Source organism: Shimia haliotis (assembly GCF_900114415.1).
In the GTDB taxonomy this organism is placed as follows: Bacteria; Pseudomonadota; Alphaproteobacteria; order Rhodobacterales; family Rhodobacteraceae; genus Shimia; species Shimia haliotis.
The window spans coordinates 163,259-179,951 of sequence record NZ_FOSZ01000005.1 but is presented as its reverse complement, the minus strand read 5'-3'; the positions used below and the strand labels follow the sequence as shown (position 1 = coordinate 179,951).

The following is a 16,693-nucleotide window of genomic DNA, read 5'->3' as shown; positions in this document are numbered from 1 at the left end:
TGGCTATGACTTGGAATATTCCCAATATGCTTTCGGTCCTGCGCCTTGTTGCTGCGCCGATGATCGCCGTGATGTTTCTTTATTTTACAAGACCTTACGCGGACTGGTTTGCATTGTGCCTGTTCGTGCTGGCGTCTGTCACCGATTGGTTTGACGGCTATCTTGCGCGGCTCTGGAAGCAGGAGACCCGCCTTGGTGCGATGATCGACCCGATTGCTGACAAGGCAATGGTGGTAATCGCGCTGATGGTGATTGTGGGATATTCGTCCATGTCGCCGTGGCTGGTGTTGCCGGCGACTGTCATTCTGTTTCGCGAAGTATTTGTGTCGGGACTGCGGGAATTTCTCGGGGATGTGGCCGGAACATTGAAGGTCACAAAGCTGGCGAAATGGAAGACCGCGACACAGATGGTGGCGATCGCCTTTTTGTTCGGGCAAGGGGTGTTTGAGCACTATCTCGGAATGTCAGTGCTGGGCATGGATGTCGACATCGTGGACGGCATTATGACAGGGCAAATCGAGGACACTTTGGGGCTGCATTGGAAGCATGCCGGCATGGTCTGGTCGGGTTGGGTCGGAATGGTGCTATTGTGGGTTGCTGCGGTGCTGACTGCGGTGACGGGGTACGATTATTTCCGCAAAGCTTTGCCGCATTTGAAGGATTGATGTGATGGACGTTCTTTATTTCGCGTGGGTGCGCGAGCGTATTGGGGTTCCTAAGGAAGCTGTTGAAACCGATGCAAAAACCGTGACAGATCTGGTCGCGGAACTGCGTTCCAGAGAAGAACGGTATGAAGCAGCCTTTGCAGATTTGAGCGCGCTGCGGGTTGCCGTGGATCAGGAGTTGACGGATTTTGATGCCTCGATCGAGGGTGCGCGCGAAGTCGCGTTTTTCCCGCCGATGACCGGAGGCTAAGCCATGAAGATTGCGGTGCAGACCGAGGCGTTTGATCTGGGCGCGGAGGCCAGCGCGTTGGCACAAGGGCATCGCGACATGGGCGCGGTTGTCACCTTTATCGGCGTGGTGCGGGATCTGGCAGAGAGTGATCTGGACCGTATGGTTATCGAGCACTATCCGGGCATGACGCTTAAGGCGATCCAAGCCATTGCTGAGGACGCAAAAAGTCGTTGGAACCTTGGCGATGTACTGGTCATTCACCGGTATGGCGATCTGGCGCCGGGGGAGATGATCATGATGGTGGGCACGGTTGCGCCGCATCGCAAGGATGCCTTTGAGGCGGCGGAATATCTGATGGACTATCTGAAGTCCCGTGCGCCGTTCTGGAAGAAAGAAATCACCTCTGACGGGGCCGATTGGGTGGCTGCCAAGGACGAGGATGAGGATGCGCTGAGCCGTTGGTAAAATCGGTGGCGCGAATCAGGCATTAACCTTCTGAAAATTTTGACAAAACAGGTGTCGGCATCGCGTCGGTAAAACGTCGGTATTGCGTCGGTGCATTTGCGCTCTCAGCGCATTGTAAACGCAACGTTCGGTGGGTGAGGCGCAAGAATGGTAGACGCGCCGCGTGTCGGTGCGGGGCCTGTCGTTATCCGGCGTTCAGACGTTCCACGTAGGCGCGCATCTCTTCGGCCTCGGCGCGGGCGTCGCGCAAACCGTCCATGGCAGCGCGCAATTCGGCTTCGGTCTGGGTGATCTGATTGGTCAGTTCGGCTTCGCGCTGCTGAAGATAGGTGATCGCCTGATCACGGGTTTCTTCGGCCTCGTGCAATTCCTGACTCATACGTTCCAGCTCGTCTACATCAGCCTGTGCGACGCGGGTGAAACGATGCACCAGCCAGTTGGCGAACCAGCCCATGCAAAACGCCACAAACAGGATGACAGCGGTGGTCAGGATGAACTCAGTTCTGGTCATTTGTGGTCTCCTCGCCTGCAGGGGCCGTTTGTTCGGCCTCGTCCGCTGGGGCGGTTTCTGCTTCTGCCTCAACTTCGGTTTCGGACGGTTCCGTCTCCGAGTCAACGGGGGCAGGGGCAGTTTCCGTCGCTTCTTGCTCGGAGGCGGTGGCAGATTCGCCTTCGGCGGGGGCGGCGGGGGCCTCGTCCGCCTGAGTGCTGTCCTCTGCCGTGTCATCGCCTTCAGAGGTGCCTTCAGAGGCCGCGACGTCATCGCCGGCTGTCGCTTCATCGGCAGCCGAGCCCTCTTCGGCATCGCCAGCGGCACCCGTGTCTGGTGTGATCAGCACAAATTCGATCCGGCGGTTGGCCTCGCGGCCTTCTTCGGTCTCATTGTCGGCAATCGGCTGCGTCTCGCCGTAGCCATTGGCGACGAAGCCTTTGGTCAGGATGCGCCGGTCTTGCAGCGCGGTGAGGACCGATTGCGCGCGGGTCTGGCTGAGCGCCTGATTCATCGACTCCCGACCTTGGCTGTCGGTGTGTCCCTGAATTTCGAGCTGCATCTCGGGGCAGTCGGAAATCTTGATCGCGATGCTGTCCAGAATGTCGGCGGCGGAGGCATCCAGCGTGCCGGACCCCGGTTCAAAGACGATTTTGTTGTCTTTGTTGAACGCTTGAATGTCGGCGATGCATTCTTCGACGGTGGGCAGAGCGGCAAGCGGGTCAAGTTCTTCGACGTAGAGCACATCAATGGAGAAGTGATCGGTCGAGGACAGGTTGCCCGCAAGAAGTTGGGCGATGCGCGCGTTGGCCTCTGTGTCGCCGGTCTTGCCGGTCACAGCCAGAGATTCCGGCGTGATGCGCAAGGTGCCGTGGTGCAACTGCGCCAGCGCGTCCAGACCGGCCATCACGCGGAACGGCCAGCTTTGCGGCAGGGTCTCGTCCAGACGGGCGGCCATATAGACCTGTTCGGAGCCGAATTTGGCCTTGGCAAAGCTTTCGGTGGTGGCGCGGGCGACGTCATTGGACAGGCGGCCCCGCAGCGCGACCAGACCTTCGGGGCTGAGGGTCGCGGTGAATTCCGGTGTGGTGCCTTCGGCGACGGTTTCCGGTGTTTCCGGCAGGGTGGCCGCGAGAGCAAAGACCTCGGGCAGGGCGCTGTCCATTTCGCCGATGACGCGGTCAAACACCGCCTGATCGGTGCCTTGCGCTGCGGTCAGGGACATGTCGGCGTCCGAAAATGTCACAGAGCCCGCGCCCAGTTCGGCCAGCCCATTGATGGCGACCTCGACCGCTTCGGCCCAGTTTGGCGACGGCACGCCCAGACCGATGGTGCAGTTCGTGCGGCTGGCGTCCATGCCGGCGTTGCGGGCGGCGGTCAGGATGCGGGTGCGGGAGCGGTCAGTGTCTGCCGAGCAGGCATCAAACCGTGCGCCGTCTTCGTCGATGAGAAAGCGCAGCGTGAACGGGGCAATGACGGGACGCGGGGCGGAGATGTCGAGGTTCACGTCCACGGTGCCAGGTGCGGTGCGTACCAGCTTGGCGGAGAGCTCCTGACGTTCGTCGGGGCTGTTGGCCATGGCGGTGATGCTGACCTGTCCGGCGTCCACAGAAATTTTGGATCGCGGCAGGTCGCGGAGCGCCTTGAGCGCATAGTCGAGGCTGTCTTGCCACGCGCGCGGGGCATCATATTCGGCGGTTTCAAGAAGGTCGGTCACGGTGCGGGTGCCGGCCAGTTTGCGGATGGTGCGCAAAATGGCGTCGCGGTCGCTGTCCGCCGGAATCAGGCCGATCAGGGAAATGCCGGCGTCGTTGCGCAGGATTTCGATGGAAAAGCGGGGCGGCGCGATGTCTGCGGTGGCGATCACCTGCATGTTGTCGATCACGCGGGCGGCGTCGACGATGCGCCCTGCGGCGGTCATGGCGCGGAAGCGGTCGGCCTCGGTCGGGGCGGTGCCCGCGAGAAAGACCTGCAAGCCTTCGGCATGCACTTCGGCCCAATCCTGTCCGGCGAGGGAAAGTTCGCGTTTGACGGCGGATTTGGAGGTGTCTTCGATCAGGTCGGCCGAAAGGCTTGCGGCCACAATAGAAAGCAGCGCAGCAGTGGCGAACGTCGCGAAGACGATAAGAAGGGAAGAAAGTCGCATACAGGTCAGGCTTATCTGGTGTTCTGGTGTGATAGGCTGATTGGGTCGATCATGCAATCACAGGAAAAGGGCTATGGCGAAAAACCCCACCGCCAAAAGGCCGGTGTCGCGGTTTGAGCGAAAGAGCATCATGCAAAGATGCGGGTCCGAGGTGTCAAGCTTGCGCAGTTGCCATTGCATGTGCCAGCCCATGCACAAAGGGCCCAGCAGCGCCACGATCAGCGCCGCGGGGCTTGCGGAGAGGCCGGCCATGATGGTGGCCAGACCCATGAGCGCGACGGTGGCGATCAAAAAGAATTGAAGCCACTGTGGAGTTTTCTCGGCAAACAGCCGTGCGGTGGATTTCACTCCGATCAGAGCATCGTCTTCGGTATCCTGATGAGCGTAGATGGTGTCATAAAACAGCGTCCATGCGATGCCCGCGGCATAAAGAACCAAGGCGGGCGGTTGCAGCGCGCCGGTGTGGGCTGTCCACGCCAGAAGCGCACCCCAGTTAAAGGCGATGCCAAGAAAGACCTGCGGCCACCAAGTGAAGCGTTTGGCAAACGGGTAGATGGCAACCGGCACCAGCGACAGTACACCCAGCAGAATGGCCGCTGTGTTGAAGGTGAGCAGGATGCCCAAAGATATCAGCGCCTGAAGCCCCATCCAGACCGCCGCCTGTTTGGCGCTGACCTGACCCGAGGGGATCGGGCGGGAGCGGGTGCGCTCGACCTGCGCGTCTATCTTGCGGTCGGTGATGTCGTTCCATGTACAGCCTGCGCCACGCATGAGAAAGGCGCCAAGAGCGCAGCCGACAGCGATCCAGAGGTCGTGCAGCGAGGCGGTGCCGGTGCTGAGCATGGCGAGCAAAAGGCCCATCCAGCACGGCAGCAAGAGCAGCCATGTGCCAATCGGGCGGTCCGCACGGGACAGCCGCAGGTAAGGACGGGAGAATGCCGGCGCGAAGTGGTCGACCCAGTTGCCTTTGACGGCATCGGAGACCTGACCTTGAGGGTCTTTGACGGTTGGTTCTTCCGTTGGGCGCATGTCAGCCATATGTATGGTCCCATGAAACAGGCAAAAGTCAGATTGTATGTAGAGCAGGGGCTGGGGGAAGGGCAAACCATTCCTCTGGAGCGCGATCAGGCGCACTATCTGTTTGGCGTGATGCGGATGGCCGTGGGCGATCCGGTATTGTTGTTTAACGGGCGCGACGGCGAGTGGCGGTGCAGCGTGACTGTGGCGAATAAGCGCAATGGCGAATTGGTTTGCGAAACACAGGCCAAGCCCCTGCAGATGCCGCCGGACCTGTGGCTGTGTTTTGCGCCGATCAAAAAGGCGCGTACAGATTTCATCGTTGAAAAGGCCGCCGAGATGGGGGCTGCGCGGATTGTGCCGGTGGCGACCGAGTTCACCAATTCCGAGCGCATCCGGCAGGATCGGTTGCAAGCCCATGCGGTTGAGGCGGCAGAGCAATGCGGCGGAACATATGTGCCCGAGGTTGCGGATCTGACCAAGCTGGAGAAGCTGTTGACGGATTGGCCCGAGGGGCGGCAGTTGATGTTTTGTGATGAGGCGGAAGTTGGCGAGAACCTTTGGCTGGAGACGCAGCCCAGCGGCCGATCCGAGGGCGGAAGCGAAGCGCCCGCCCGTGGGGGCGGATCGGGCGCTGATCGGATCGCGAGCGATCCGATTTTGGGGAAGGATGGCAAGCAATGGGCCATCCTCATCGGACCGGAAGGCGGGTTTTCGGATGCGGAGCGGGCGAAACTAAAGGCCCTGCCGTTTGCTCATGTGGTCAGCCTTGGTCCGCGGATATTGCGGGCAGATACGGCTGCTGTGGCGGCGATGACTTTGTGGCAGCAGGCGCTGGGAGACTGGGGATGAACCGGCGGGCGGTCGCGGGGGCGGCCGGTCGGTCAGGCACATGGGGAGACATCTGATATGAGTTTCATTCGACCGGAAGCGCGGGTGGCGCTTATGAAGTGGCGCGAAGTGTTGATCGGGTTTGGCGTGTTGTGCGTGGGTTTCTGGTGGGCCAGCGGCGGCGGCATTCTGCGCTGGATCGGCTATGCGGTTTTGATCGCGGGCGCTGTTCTGATTGTCAGTGGCATTCAGCGCGCGCGGTTCCGGCGAGGGGCCGGCGGGCCGGGGGTGGTTCAGGTTGATGAAGGCGAAGTCGCTTATTTCGGCCCGCTCAACGGCGGCAGTGTGGCCGTGCGCGCGCTCAGCCGGTTGGTGCTGGACGGGCGCAGCAGCCCCGCGGTCTGGGCGCTTTACCAGCCGGGGCGGCAGCCGCTTCACATCCCTGTGAATGCCGAAGGGGGCGAGACTTTGTTTGATGCGTTTGCCAGCCTTCCCGGGCTGAAAACCGAACAAATGCTGGCCAAGCTGAACGAACAGAAGCCTGAGCCGGTTCTGATCTGGGCCAAGGATGATCGACGGTTGAGTTAGATGTGCGTCTGAGCACATTGACAGTCCCGACAAATCGCTCCACCACTGGATGCCACGGCATTTTTTGAGCGGAGCGAGCTTATGTCTATTCCCCAGTCCGGCGGCGGCCCGATTGAGCATCACGATCAGTTGGCAGAATACCTGTCCTCGGGCTGCAAGCCCCGTGAGGAGTGGCGCATCGGGACCGAGCATGAGAAATTCGGGTATTGCAAGGACACGCACAAGCCGCTGCCCTATGAGGGTGAGCGCTCGATTCTGGCGGTGCTGGAAGGGCTGCGTGATGGCCACGGTTGGACTCCGCTTGAGGAAGGCGGCAAGCTGATCGGGCTTGAGAAAGACGGGGCGAACGTCAGCCTTGAGCCGGGCGGGCAGCTTGAGCTGTCGGGCGCGCCGCTGGAAAACATCCACCAGACCTGTGACGAGGTGAACGAGCACCTGCGCGACGTGAAGGACATTGCCGACAAGATCGGTGTGGGTTTCATCGGGCTGGGCGCGGCGCCGGAATGGTCACACGAGCAGATGCCGGTGATGCCCAAGGGGCGTTACAAGCTGATGACCGATTATATGGATCGCGTCGGCACCATGGGCAAAGTGATGATGTATCGGACCTGCACGGTGCAGGTTAACCTAGATTTCGCATCCGAGGCCGACATGGTGCAAAAGCTGCGCGTGGCGTTGGCGTTGCAGCCTGTTGCCAATGCTTTGTTCGCGAATTCGCCGTTTCTGGACGGCAAACCCAACGGCATGAAGTCGACCCGGGGGCTGGTGTGGCGGCATCTGGATGATGCCCGCACGGGCATGTTGCCGTTTGTGTTCGAAGAAGGTTTCGGGTTTGAACGGTGGGTGCAGTACGGCCTCGATGTCCCGATGTATTTTGTCTATCGCGATGGGAAATATATTGACGCGCTGGGCATGTCGTTCCGTGACTTCCTGAAGGGTGAATTGCCTGCGTTGCCGGGGGAGACCCCGACGTTGAGCGACTGGGCGGATCACCTGACGACCGCCTTCCCCGAGGCGCGGATCAAGAAATACATGGAGATGCGCGGGGCCGATGGTGGCCCTTGGCGGCGGCTCTGTGCCTTGCCGGCATTCTGGGTGGGGCTGATGTATGATCAAGCCTCGCTGGACGCGGCGTGGGATCTGGCAAAGGGCTGGGATGCGGAAACCCGCGAGGCTCTGCGGGTGGCGGCGAGCGAAGACGGACTTCAGGCGCAGGTTGGCTCCATCAAGATGCATGATCTGGCGCGCGAGGTTCTGGCGATCTCGGAAGCTGGCCTGAAGGCACGGGCGCGGCCCGGAGCGGGCGGTTTGGTGCCGGATGAGACCCATTTTCTGAATGCGCTGAAAGACAGCATTGAAAGCGGCAAGGTGCCGGCGGATGAGCTGCTTGAGCGCTATCACGGCGATTGGGGCGGGGATCTGAGTAAGATCTACGGCGACTACAGCTACTAAGTGAGCGCCGCCGAAGTCCGGCGGCGGTCCTTTTCCAGGTTATGACATCCGGTCTCGCCGATGTGGCGGGGCAGCTGCATCAGTTTTCATCCAAATCCGAAATCTCGCTCATTTCAGTAAATACCAAAAGTGGGTCGGATCAGAAACTGCCCATGGTGGGGCTTAGCTTTTTTGTCCAATTTTGGGTTCCGTGCCTTCGCGCATGCGGCGGATGTTGTCCCGATGGCGCCAGAACACAATGATCGTGAGGATGACGCCGAGGACAAAAGCGTTGGAGTGTCCGAGGAACACCATCCAGAGCGTCGATGAGCCAGCGGCGAGCAAAGCCGCGAGCGACGAGATGCGGAACAGTGCGGCGCCGACCAGCCATGTCAGGCAGCAGGCGATGCCGACGGGCCAAGCCAGTGCGAGCATCAGGCCGAGGAAGGTGGCAACCCCTTTGCCGCCTTTGAACTTGAGCCAGACGGGGTAGCAATGGCCGATGAATGCCATCAGGCCCGCAACCTGTGCTGCGTCTTCGCCAACGAGGCTCCGCGCAAGCAGCACGGCAACGGCGCCTTTGGCACCATCAAGCAGCAGGGTCAGGGCGGCGGCTTTCTTGGAGCCGGTGCGCAAGACGTTGGTGGCGCCGATATTGCCCGACCCGATGTCGCGCAGGTTGCCAAGGCCCATGGCCTTGGCCAGCACCATGCCGAAGGGGATCGACCCTAGGAGATATCCGAGCACCGCCCAGAGCATGAGGACGGTGAGGGGCGAGTCGATCAGCGGCATTTAGTCTCTCCGGTAGACGGCCTTTCCGGCCACGTAAGTGGCGTGCACCTTACCCTGCATCTTGGCGCCGTCAAACGGGGTGTTCTTGGATTTGGACTGCAATGTGAAGCGGTCCAGAATAAACGGCGCGTCAGGGTCGAAGACTACGAAGTCGGCGGGCGCGCCCTCTTCGATGCGACCGGCCGGCAGGCCAAGGCGGTTGGCGGGGTTGAGCGCCATGGCTTTGAACAGCTGCGGCAGGGTCAGGTCGCCGTTCTGATAAAGCTGCATCGCGGCGGGCAGCAGGGTTTCCAGACCCACGGCACCAGAGGCGGCTTCCTCAAACGGCAGGCGTTTGCTTTCTTCGTCCTGCGGGGTGTGCATGGAGCAGATCACGTCGATCAGGCCGGATTTCACAGCTTCGACCAGCGCGAGGCGGTCTTCTTCGGCGCGCAGGGGAGGTTTGACTTTGTAGAACGTACGGTAGTCGGCGACGTCGAGCTCATTCAGCGTCAGGTGGTGGATCGAGGTGCCGGCGGTCACGTCAAAGCCGTTTTTCTTGGCACGTTCCAGCGCGGGAAGCGCACGTGCGGCGGTGATCTGGTCGGCGTGGTATTTCACGCCGGTCATTTCCACCAGCGCAAGATCCCGGTCGAGCCCCATGCGTTCGGCCATCGGCGACACAGCAGGCAGGCCGCGCAGGGCGGCAAATTTGGAGGCGTTGGCCGAAGCGCCCTTGGACAGGCCGGGGTCTTGGGGGTGGGACATGACCAGAGCGCCGTTGGCACGGGCATAGGTCATGGCGCGGCTGAGCACCTTGTTGTTGGTCACAACGTGGTCGCAGTCGGTGAAGGCAATCGCGCCGGCGTCCATCAAGAAACCGATCTCGGTCATTTCCTTGCCTTCACGGCCTTTGGTGAGCGCAGCCATCGGGACAACGTTCACAGGCGCGGCCTCGTTGGCGCGACGTTCGACAAATTCCAACACCTCGGGAGTGTCGATTGCCGGAAGGGTGTCGGGGCGTGTGACCATGGTGGTGACACCACCTGCGGCGGCGGCGAGGCCAGCGGTCTTGTAGCTTTCTTTGTGGCGCTCACCCGGCTCGCAAACCTTTACGCCGATATCGACAATGCCCGGTGCGAGGCATTTGCCGCCGCAGTCGATGGTTTCATCGGCGGTCTCAGAGGGCGTGTCGTTGCCAAGGGCGGTAATTTTGCCGTCGCAGACAAGCACCCATCCGGGCGCGTCGCTGTTGCGCGAAGGGTCGATGAGGCGGGCGTTGGTGAAGAGTGTGGTCATGTGAGTTGCCTTTCCAGAGCAGCATGAAAGGATTTTGCGTGCGGGAGGGCACGAAGGGTCAGGCCGTCGGCTTCGTTCTGCCCGTTGATTTTAACGGACATCCACCCGCGACGGATGGAGGCGATGTCGTCCAGCATGGTGTCGATCCCATTGGCCGCTATCACGCGGTAATTGGTGATCAATGCGGGAAGCTGGCGGTGGTGGGGAATGAGGTTCCAGTCCAGCATGGTCCAGAAAACGGTGATGACGGTGGCCGCAATGACAAAAGCAAAGGCCGCCGTTGCCGCGGTTTCGTGGGTCATGAATTCATCAGGGGCTCTGACGAGATCGGTCAACAGGCGGGCCGCGAAATAGAGCACGATGAACATGAGGTAGTAAAACAGCACGGGGCGCGGGTTCTTTACAAACGTAACGCGCTCGCCGTCTTTCAGGTCGTGGCCATAAAGATCGTCGTTCACTGCTGGCCTCCGGACTTGGCAGACTGGATTGCTGCGATGGTGGCGGCGGGATCGGCTTGGAACTTGATCAGGTGCTTGTCGCCGGAATGAGTCACGATCTGCACGACGGAGCCCATTTTGTTGAGCTCCTTGATCTCTTGCAGGCGGATTGATTTGGTGCCGGCGCCAAGCACGCGTTTGTTGGTGAGATCCCAACGGGCAGCGAGTTCTTCGCTCATCAGATAGGCGGTGCGTACGCCTATGGCGGCGAGACCCCCTACTGCACCGGTCCAGATGTGCGGGTTGCCCATGGCCCACAGGGCGATCATGCCAAAGGCCATGGCGCCGGCCGCAAGCCACGTGGAGGAGCGGATGTAGGCCACGCGATCAGCGGAAAAGCTTTGCAGCACCTTCTCGTCCTCAAGCAGCGGCGATTTCGGGGCCATCCGTTCGGTATCTCTTATACTCATGCGGTGGCCTCCTGTGGCTGGCCGGCCTTATAGGCGGCTGCGGCTTGGGCGATTTGGTCGGCGACAGCCTTGCGGTCGCGCAAATAGGGCAGGATCATTGCGCCATGGGGCAAAAGCCGGAGGCGCACCGACCACCACATCCAGACACCTGCTTGGCCGCAGTTGTTCAGGGACAGGTCGGCGGGCTCGCTTTGGTCCATCGGGTTTACAAACAGAAGGCGCCAGTTCGTGAGCACCCAATGGTCATCGCGGCGCGCGCGCCATTCAAATACGTCGTCGAAAATGAAGGCATAAAACGCAGCCGAGGCGACGAGGCCGACGATCCAAACCAGAGGGCCGGAAAAATCGGTGAAGGCGTCAAAAAGGCCACCGAGTAGCAGCGCGGTCAAAATCGACACAAACGCCAGCTTGCGTAAAAATACCGGAAAGGCGGGTTTCCAGACCGCGATCAAGGTTTCGTCGGGATGCAGGCGAATGCTGTCTGGGAGGGCGTGTTGGTTCATGGGGTTGTCCCCCAGAGGAACAGCAACCCCAGAACCAATGCGGCGGCGGGCAGGGCGAGGATTGCCAAAAGCACCGTCTTATACGGATTGCGTTGCGGCTCAGGTGTCGGAGGGGCCAGCGGTGCCCCTTTGGCTCCGGCATCGGGCAAGGGCTCATAGCGCACGCGGGCGCCTTCTTCTTTGTAGGTGCCAAGCCAGCGCAGGGGGCGGTGGGGGGCAAGGGTCTGTTCGGAGCGTCCGAAAGCCGAGGACAGGACCACCAATATCCAGCCGCGCTGGGCGGACAGGCGGCGCACGTCTTCCATCACATCGTGTTCTGAAATGCCAAGGCCCTGAACCATGTATCCCGGAAGGCCGAGGCCTTCGAGATCATTCACGTTGAAGAGTTCGACAAAGTCTTCGTCCAGATCAGTGGTCCCCAGAGCTTTGCCGAGGGGCCAATCTATGATTTCTCCGTCCTCATCCGTGACGGCTTCGCGAAACGCCTCGACCTCGTCAGACGGCAGGTCAACGGCAAAGAGCCGCACCAGACCGCGTTCTGAGGCAGAGACATGCACGCGCTCAGCCCCCGATCCAGATCATCAGGCCAACGATGGCAAACATGACAATGAGGGCCACGGAGGCAACGCGGCCGCTCATTTTCGGATCTTTGGGGTCTTCCACGGTCAGACCTCGACCGGCTGGTTGGCGGCCGCTTCGGCGCGGCGCGCGCGCAGGTTTTGCGCCAGAAGGTCCATTGCGGCGGCGCGTACGGCCACGCCCATTTCGACCTGTTCCTGAATGACAGAGCGGGTCGGGTGGTCGGCGATTTCGCTGTCGATCTCGACGCCACGGTTCATCGGGCCGGGGTGCATGATGATGGCGTCGTCCTTGGCGTTGGCCAGTTTCGCGGCATCAAGGCCGTAACGGTGATAGTATTCGCGCTCAGATGGGATGAAGCCGCCGTCCATGCGTTCTTTCTGGATGCGCAGCATCATCACGACGTCGACGTCTTTGAGGCCTTCGTCCATGTCCTCATAGATTTCCGCGCCGAACTCCTTGAAGCTGGAAGGCACCAGTGTCGGCGGGCCGATCAGGCGGACGCGGTTTTCCATCTTGTTCAGAAGGATCAGGTTGGAACGCGCCACACGGGAGTGGGCGATGTCGCCGCAGATTGCGACGTTCAGGCGGTGAATGCGGCCTTTTTCACGGCGGATGGTCAGTGCATCCAAGAGCGCCTGTGTTGGGTGTTCATGGCGGCCGTCGCCGGCGTTCAGAACCGCGCAGTTCACTTTCTGCGCCAAGAGGTCCACCGCGCCGGAGTGCGGGTGACGCACAACCAGCAGATCGGGGTGCATGGCGTTGAGAGTGGTGGCGGTGTCGATCAGGGTTTCGCCCTTTTTGATCGAGCTGGCCTGCATGGCCATGTTCATCACATCCGCACCAAGGCGTTTGCCGGCGATCTCAAAGCTCGCCTGCGTGCGGGTGGAGTTCTCGAAGAACATGTTGATCTGGGTCATGCCCTTGAGCGCAGTGGAATGCTTGTGCTCGGTGCGGGCTTGGTCGGCATAGGTATCAGCCAAGTCGAGAATAGCGGTGATTTCATCGGGCCGCAGGGGCTCGATCCCCAGAAGATGGTTGTGGCCAAAGGTCATTGGGGCTCTCCATTCTGTCTCGATCGCGCTGCTTATATGGATCGCCTATTTACAGAGCAAGCGCGGCTTTGGTGCATACATGCATAGCGGCTATGAAATTGCCTAAAATCGGCGGGGAATTGCCGGTAATTTGGTGGTCTTTCGCCACCTTGGCAGAGAGGCTAGTGTTTGGCCATGGAATCGGCACTGGATTATTACACGGCAGAAGCGCTCTTGGCCTGGCAAATTGAGCTTGGGGCCACGGAAGCGGTGATGGATTCGCCGGTGAATCGCTATGAGACACCGAAGGAAGCCCCCAAACCCAAGGCCGAGATGCCGGTTGCGCCGGTCGCCGAGACCGTGCGGCCTGTGAAGGCTGAGGTCAATGTCGCGGAGGAGGCCAAACGGGCGGTGTCCGGTGCGGCCGACCTTGATGGCCTGAAGGCGGCGATCGGAGCGTTTGAACACTGTGAGTTGAAACGCGGCGCGCGCAATCTGGTGTTGGCCGGCGGCAATCCGGCGGCGCGTGTCATGGTGATTGGCGAGGCGCCAGGACGTGAGGAAGATATGTCAGGCAAACCCTTTGAGGGGGCTGAGGGTCGATTGCTGGACAAGATGTTTGCCGCAATCGGCATGGGGCGCGACGTGCCTTTGTCCAAAGACGCCATTTACATCAGCTATGCCTCGCCGTGGCGACTGCCCCAAAACGCGGCGCTGAGCTCTGCCAATGTGGGGGTGTTGCGGGCGTTTGTTGAGCGGCATGTGGAAATCGTCGCGCCGGACGTGATTGTGGTGATGGGCAATGTCGCCTGCGAAGTGGTTTTGGGCAAACGCGGTGTGACGCGCCAGCGCGGCGAGTGGCAGGAGGCCTTTGGCAAGCCGGTGTTGCCGATGTTTGATCCGCAGCGCCTTTTGCAGACGCCGCAGGCCAAGCGGGATGCTTGGGCGGATTTGCTAAGTCTGAAGGCCAAGCTGGAGGCTTTGGCGTGAGGGTTCTGGCGTTTTCCGATCTTCATCGGGCCGCCCCTGCAGCGCGCAGGTTGGTGGAGATGAGTCAGGAGGCAGACCTCGTGATCGCCGCCGGAGATTTCACCAACCATCGACAGGATCTGGCGGGCGCTATGGCTTTGCTGGAGGGGTTGAAGGCACCGGTGGTCATGGTGCCAGGCAACAACGAGAGCGAAGACGAGTTGCGTGCCGCGGCACCGGACGGGGCGGTTGTGTTGCATGGCCAGAGCGCCGAGGTGGCCGGATTGCGCCTGTTCGGGATTGGCTATGCTATTCCTGTGACACCCTTCAAGGACTGGTCTTGTGATCTGACCGAGGCGCAGGGTGCGGACTTGTTGTCGGGATGCGGCGAGGTGGATGTTCTGATCACGCATTCGCCGCCAAAGGGCGTCGTTGATGTGACGTCGCAAGGGGTGTCGTTGGGCTCGACTGCGGTTCTGGACACGATCAAACGCGTCAAGCCGCCGTTGGTGGTTTGCGGACATATTCACGACAGTTGGGGCCAGAGCGCCAAGGTCGGCGAGAGCCATGTGGTCAACCTTGGGCCGACCGGCACATGGTTTGACATTGAGCCCAAAGGATAAGGCGATGAGCAGACTCGACGAGAGCAAAGAGTTTATTCCGGTGCGGATTGCGGTTCTGACGGTGAGCGACACGCGCTCGCTTGCCGAGGACAGATCAGGCGACACCTTGGTGGCGCGGCTGGAAGGGGCGGGGCACAGGCTCGCGGATCGCAAGATTGTGCAGGATGAGCGGGACGTGATCGCCGCGCAGCTGCGCGACTGGTGCGCGAGGGACGAGGTGGATGTGATCATTTCGACCGGAGGCACCGGTCTGACGGGGCGCGATGTGACCGTTGAGGCGCATCGCGACGTTTATGAAAAAGAGATCGAGGCCTTTGGCACAGTGTTCACCATGGTCAGCATGCAAAAGATCGGCACCAGCGCCGTGCAAAGCCGCGCCACCGGCGGAGTGGCGAATGGCACCTATCTTTTTGCGTTGCCCGGCAGCACGGGGGCCTGCAAGGACGCGTGGGACGAAATCCTGAAATGGCAGCTCGACTATCGCCATCGGCCCTGCAACTTTGTCGAGATCATGCCACGGCTGGACGAACACATGCGCCGCAAGTGACGCGGTCCGTTTTTTGCGACATTGCGATTTTTTTGCGACGGAACAGGGGTGCGCGTGCGTATCACCTTAACTTGCCTTGGCATTTCGCGGTGTCAGGCCCATCATATCGACGAGCGACGCTAAGGGGAGACGGAGCCAGATGCGATTTTTGCGGCAGAGTCTGACGGGACTTTTTCTGTTGGCGGTTACGGCTGGGCTTCTGCTTTATGCGGGCAATCTGGTACGAGGCGCGGTTCAGGATCGATTGGCGCGTGACAACAGCGGCCCCCCGGCGCGCGAGCGGGTGTTTTCTGTCAATGTGGTTGAAGCTGTTTCGGGGGTGGAATCGCCCGAGTTGGTGGCGTTTGGTGAGGTGCAGTCGCGTCGCTCGCTTGAGGTCCGTGCCTCTGCGGCGGGCTCGATTGTGCGACTGTCGGAGAATTTCGAAGAAGGCGCGCGCGTGGTGGCGCGGGAAGTGCTGGTTGAAGTGGACCCGAGCAAGGTGCGCTTTGCGTTGGAGCGTCTGGCCAGTGATCTTTTGGATGCTGAAGCCGAAGATCGCGATGCGGTGCGCACGTTGAAACTGGCGCAGGATGAATTGGCGGCGGCAGAGGCGCAACTGGCGCTGCGTCAGAAGGCGTTTGATCGTCAGGTGGATTTGCAAGCACGTGGCGTCGGCACTGCGGCTGCGGTGGAAACCGCCGAACTGTCGCTGTCGTCCGCGCGGCAGGCGGTGTTGTCCAACCGGCGTGCTGTTGCGCAGGGCGAGGCGCGCATTGATCAGGCGGAAACCCGACTTCAGCGGGCGCGGATCTCCTTGGCTGAGGCGGAACGGGATTTGGATGACACGATCATTCGCGCCGATTTTGCCGGCACTCTGTCAGAGGTGAATGCGGTGGAGGGCGGCCTTGTTTCGATGAACGAAAGGCTTGCCACCTTGATTGATCCGGCGGCGCTTGAGGTGGCGTTTCGGGTGAGCACGCCGCAATATGTGCGGCTTTTGGATGATGACGATCAGTTGCATGAGGCCGAGGTCAAGGTGTCGCTGGATGTGATGGGCGCGGATGTGCAGGCTACAGGCATCATCACGCGCGATGCGGCGGCCGTCGGAGAAGGGCAGACGGGGCGGGTTTTGTATGCGCGTCTTGACAGCGCGCGCGGACTGAAGCCCGGCGATTTTGTGACGGTTCGGGTGCGCGAGCCCGAGTTGGAGCAGGTGGTGCGCCTGCCGGCGACGGCGCTGGATGCTGCAGGCACCGTGTTGGTGGTCGGAGAGGGCGACAGGTTGGACACGCTGGATGTGCGTCTGGTCCGGCGTCAGAGCGACGAGGTGCTGGTGCGCGGCAGGGGGCTGGATGGTCAGCGCGTGGTGACACGACGCACACCCTTGTTGGGTGAAGGCATCAAAGTGAAGCCGATTGCGCCGACCGGAGAGGCGCCGGCCGCTCCGGCCATGGTGGCGTTGAGCGATGAGGAGCGGCAACGCTTTGTCACTGCAATCGAGGCCAGTCAGCGCCTGCCGAGTGACGTTAAAAAGCGGATGTTGAACGCGCTGAGTCAGCCGGAAGTGCCTGCACGGATGGTGGAGCGACTGCGCGAACGGATGGGGGGCTAACC

Annotated in this window: 20 protein-coding genes; 10 read left to right on the top strand and 10 right to left on the bottom strand. The window is 61.1% G+C overall.

All coding sequences use genetic code 11. The features are described from left to right. Positions 1 to 5 precede the first annotated feature (5 nt). The 3 genes from pgsA to BM069_RS13345 are packed head-to-tail and all read left to right on the top strand — an operon-like array spanning position 6 to position 1,362. Positions 6 to 665: a CDP-diacylglycerol--glycerol-3-phosphate 3-phosphatidyltransferase gene (gene pgsA / locus BM069_RS13355; RefSeq protein WP_093324367.1), complete on the top strand. Its 660-nt coding sequence runs from the start codon at positions 6 to 8 to the stop codon at positions 663 to 665. 4 nt (positions 666 to 669) lie between these two features. Further along, a complete protein-coding gene (moaD, locus tag BM069_RS13350; RefSeq protein WP_093324366.1) occupies positions 670 to 915 on the top strand; it encodes a molybdopterin converting factor subunit 1 in 246 nt (81 codons plus the stop codon). A 3-nt stretch (positions 916 to 918) separates the two neighbouring features. After that, positions 919 to 1,362 (top strand): molybdenum cofactor biosynthesis protein MoaE, encoded by a 444-nt coding sequence (locus tag BM069_RS13345; RefSeq protein ID WP_093324364.1) that lies wholly within the window; start codon positions 919 to 921, stop codon positions 1,360 to 1,362. Between the two features lie 184 nt (positions 1,363 to 1,546). Here BM069_RS13345 and BM069_RS13340 read toward each other — a convergent pair whose 3' ends face one another. The 3 genes from BM069_RS13340 to ubiA are packed head-to-tail and all read right to left on the bottom strand — an operon-like array spanning position 1,547 to position 5,036. Continuing rightward, on the bottom strand, positions 1,547 to 1,873 hold the full coding sequence (locus tag BM069_RS13340) for a hypothetical protein (RefSeq protein WP_093324363.1): 327 nt from the start codon (positions 1,871 to 1,873) through the stop codon (positions 1,547 to 1,549). Further along, a complete protein-coding gene (locus BM069_RS13335; RefSeq protein ID WP_093324361.1) occupies positions 1,860 to 3,998 on the bottom strand; it encodes an OmpA family protein in 2,139 nt (712 codons plus the stop codon). Before BM069_RS13335 ends, BM069_RS13340 begins: the two co-directional genes overlap by 14 nt. Positions 3,999 to 4,055: 57 nt before the next feature. After that, positions 4,056 to 5,036, bottom strand: coding sequence for a 4-hydroxybenzoate octaprenyltransferase (ubiA, locus tag BM069_RS13330; RefSeq protein ID WP_244503621.1), 981 nt, complete (start codon positions 5,034 to 5,036; stop codon positions 4,056 to 4,058). A gap of 12 nt (positions 5,037 to 5,048) precedes the next feature. On the opposite strand from ubiA, the gene BM069_RS20055 reads away from it, so the two are divergent. The 3 genes from BM069_RS20055 (at position 5,049) to BM069_RS13315 (ending at position 7,886) form a co-directional block, all read left to right on the top strand. Further along, the gene (locus BM069_RS20055; protein ID WP_244503620.1) at positions 5,049 to 5,867 is read left to right on the top strand and encodes a 16S rRNA (uracil(1498)-N(3))-methyltransferase; all 819 of its coding nucleotides are present in this window, start codon (positions 5,049 to 5,051) and stop codon (positions 5,865 to 5,867) included. 57 nt (positions 5,868 to 5,924) lie between these two features. Further along, positions 5,925 to 6,434, top strand: coding sequence for a hypothetical protein (locus tag BM069_RS13320; protein ID WP_093324360.1), 510 nt, complete (start codon positions 5,925 to 5,927; stop codon positions 6,432 to 6,434). A gap of 81 nt (positions 6,435 to 6,515) precedes the next feature. Continuing rightward, positions 6,516 to 7,886, top strand: a complete 1,371-nt coding sequence (locus BM069_RS13315) for a glutamate--cysteine ligase (RefSeq protein ID WP_093324358.1) — start codon at positions 6,516 to 6,518, stop codon at positions 7,884 to 7,886. Between the two features lie 162 nt (positions 7,887 to 8,048). On the opposite strand, the gene plsY is transcribed toward BM069_RS13315, so the two are convergent. The 7 genes from plsY to BM069_RS13280 form a co-directional block, all read right to left on the bottom strand. After that, positions 8,049 to 8,657 (bottom strand): glycerol-3-phosphate 1-O-acyltransferase PlsY, encoded by a 609-nt coding sequence (plsY, locus tag BM069_RS13310; RefSeq protein ID WP_093324357.1) that lies wholly within the window; start codon positions 8,655 to 8,657, stop codon positions 8,049 to 8,051. Beyond that, positions 8,658 to 9,935 carry a dihydroorotase gene (gene pyrC, locus BM069_RS13305; protein WP_093324355.1) on the bottom strand — a complete coding sequence of 426 codons (1,278 nt, stop codon included), beginning with the start codon at positions 9,933 to 9,935 and terminating at the stop codon, positions 8,658 to 8,660. After that, positions 9,932 to 10,393: a hypothetical protein gene (locus BM069_RS13300; RefSeq protein ID WP_093324354.1), complete on the bottom strand. Its 462-nt coding sequence runs from the start codon at positions 10,391 to 10,393 to the stop codon at positions 9,932 to 9,934. The genes pyrC and BM069_RS13300 overlap by 4 nt, the downstream gene beginning before the upstream one ends. Beyond that, complete coding sequence (locus BM069_RS13295; RefSeq protein WP_244503619.1) at positions 10,390 to 10,842, bottom strand: hypothetical protein; 453 nt, start codon at positions 10,840 to 10,842, stop codon at positions 10,390 to 10,392. The genes BM069_RS13300 and BM069_RS13295 overlap by 4 nt, the downstream gene beginning before the upstream one ends. Next, positions 10,839 to 11,345, bottom strand: a complete 507-nt coding sequence (locus BM069_RS13290) for a hypothetical protein (RefSeq protein WP_093324351.1) — start codon at positions 11,343 to 11,345, stop codon at positions 10,839 to 10,841. Before BM069_RS13290 ends, BM069_RS13295 begins: the two co-directional genes overlap by 4 nt. Beyond that, a complete protein-coding gene (locus BM069_RS13285) occupies positions 11,342 to 11,902 on the bottom strand; it encodes a hypothetical protein (protein ID WP_139216204.1) in 561 nt (186 codons plus the stop codon). Before BM069_RS13285 ends, BM069_RS13290 begins: the two co-directional genes overlap by 4 nt. 108 nt (positions 11,903 to 12,010) lie before the next feature. Beyond that, positions 12,011 to 12,979, bottom strand: coding sequence for an aspartate carbamoyltransferase catalytic subunit (locus tag BM069_RS13280; protein WP_093324348.1), 969 nt, complete (start codon positions 12,977 to 12,979; stop codon positions 12,011 to 12,013). A 174-nt stretch (positions 12,980 to 13,153) separates the two neighbouring features. On the opposite strand from BM069_RS13280, the gene BM069_RS13275 reads away from it, so the two are divergent. The 4 genes from BM069_RS13275 to BM069_RS13260 all read left to right on the top strand — a co-directional run bounded on the left by BM069_RS13275 (position 13,154) and on the right by BM069_RS13260 (position 16,691). Continuing rightward, positions 13,154 to 13,948 carry a uracil-DNA glycosylase gene (locus BM069_RS13275; RefSeq protein ID WP_093324347.1) on the top strand — a complete coding sequence of 265 codons (795 nt, stop codon included), beginning with the start codon at positions 13,154 to 13,156 and terminating at the stop codon, positions 13,946 to 13,948. Further along, a complete protein-coding gene (locus BM069_RS13270; protein WP_093324345.1) occupies positions 13,945 to 14,550 on the top strand; it encodes a metallophosphoesterase family protein in 606 nt (201 codons plus the stop codon). The genes BM069_RS13275 and BM069_RS13270 overlap by 4 nt, the downstream gene beginning before the upstream one ends. A gap of 4 nt (positions 14,551 to 14,554) precedes the next feature. Further along, complete coding sequence (moaB, locus tag BM069_RS13265) at positions 14,555 to 15,097, top strand: molybdenum cofactor biosynthesis protein B (RefSeq protein ID WP_093324344.1); 543 nt, start codon at positions 14,555 to 14,557, stop codon at positions 15,095 to 15,097. Between the two features lie 139 nt (positions 15,098 to 15,236). Continuing rightward, a complete protein-coding gene (locus BM069_RS13260) occupies positions 15,237 to 16,691 on the top strand; it encodes an efflux RND transporter periplasmic adaptor subunit (protein WP_093324343.1) in 1,455 nt (484 codons plus the stop codon). The last annotated feature ends 2 nt before the right edge of the window (positions 16,692 to 16,693 follow it).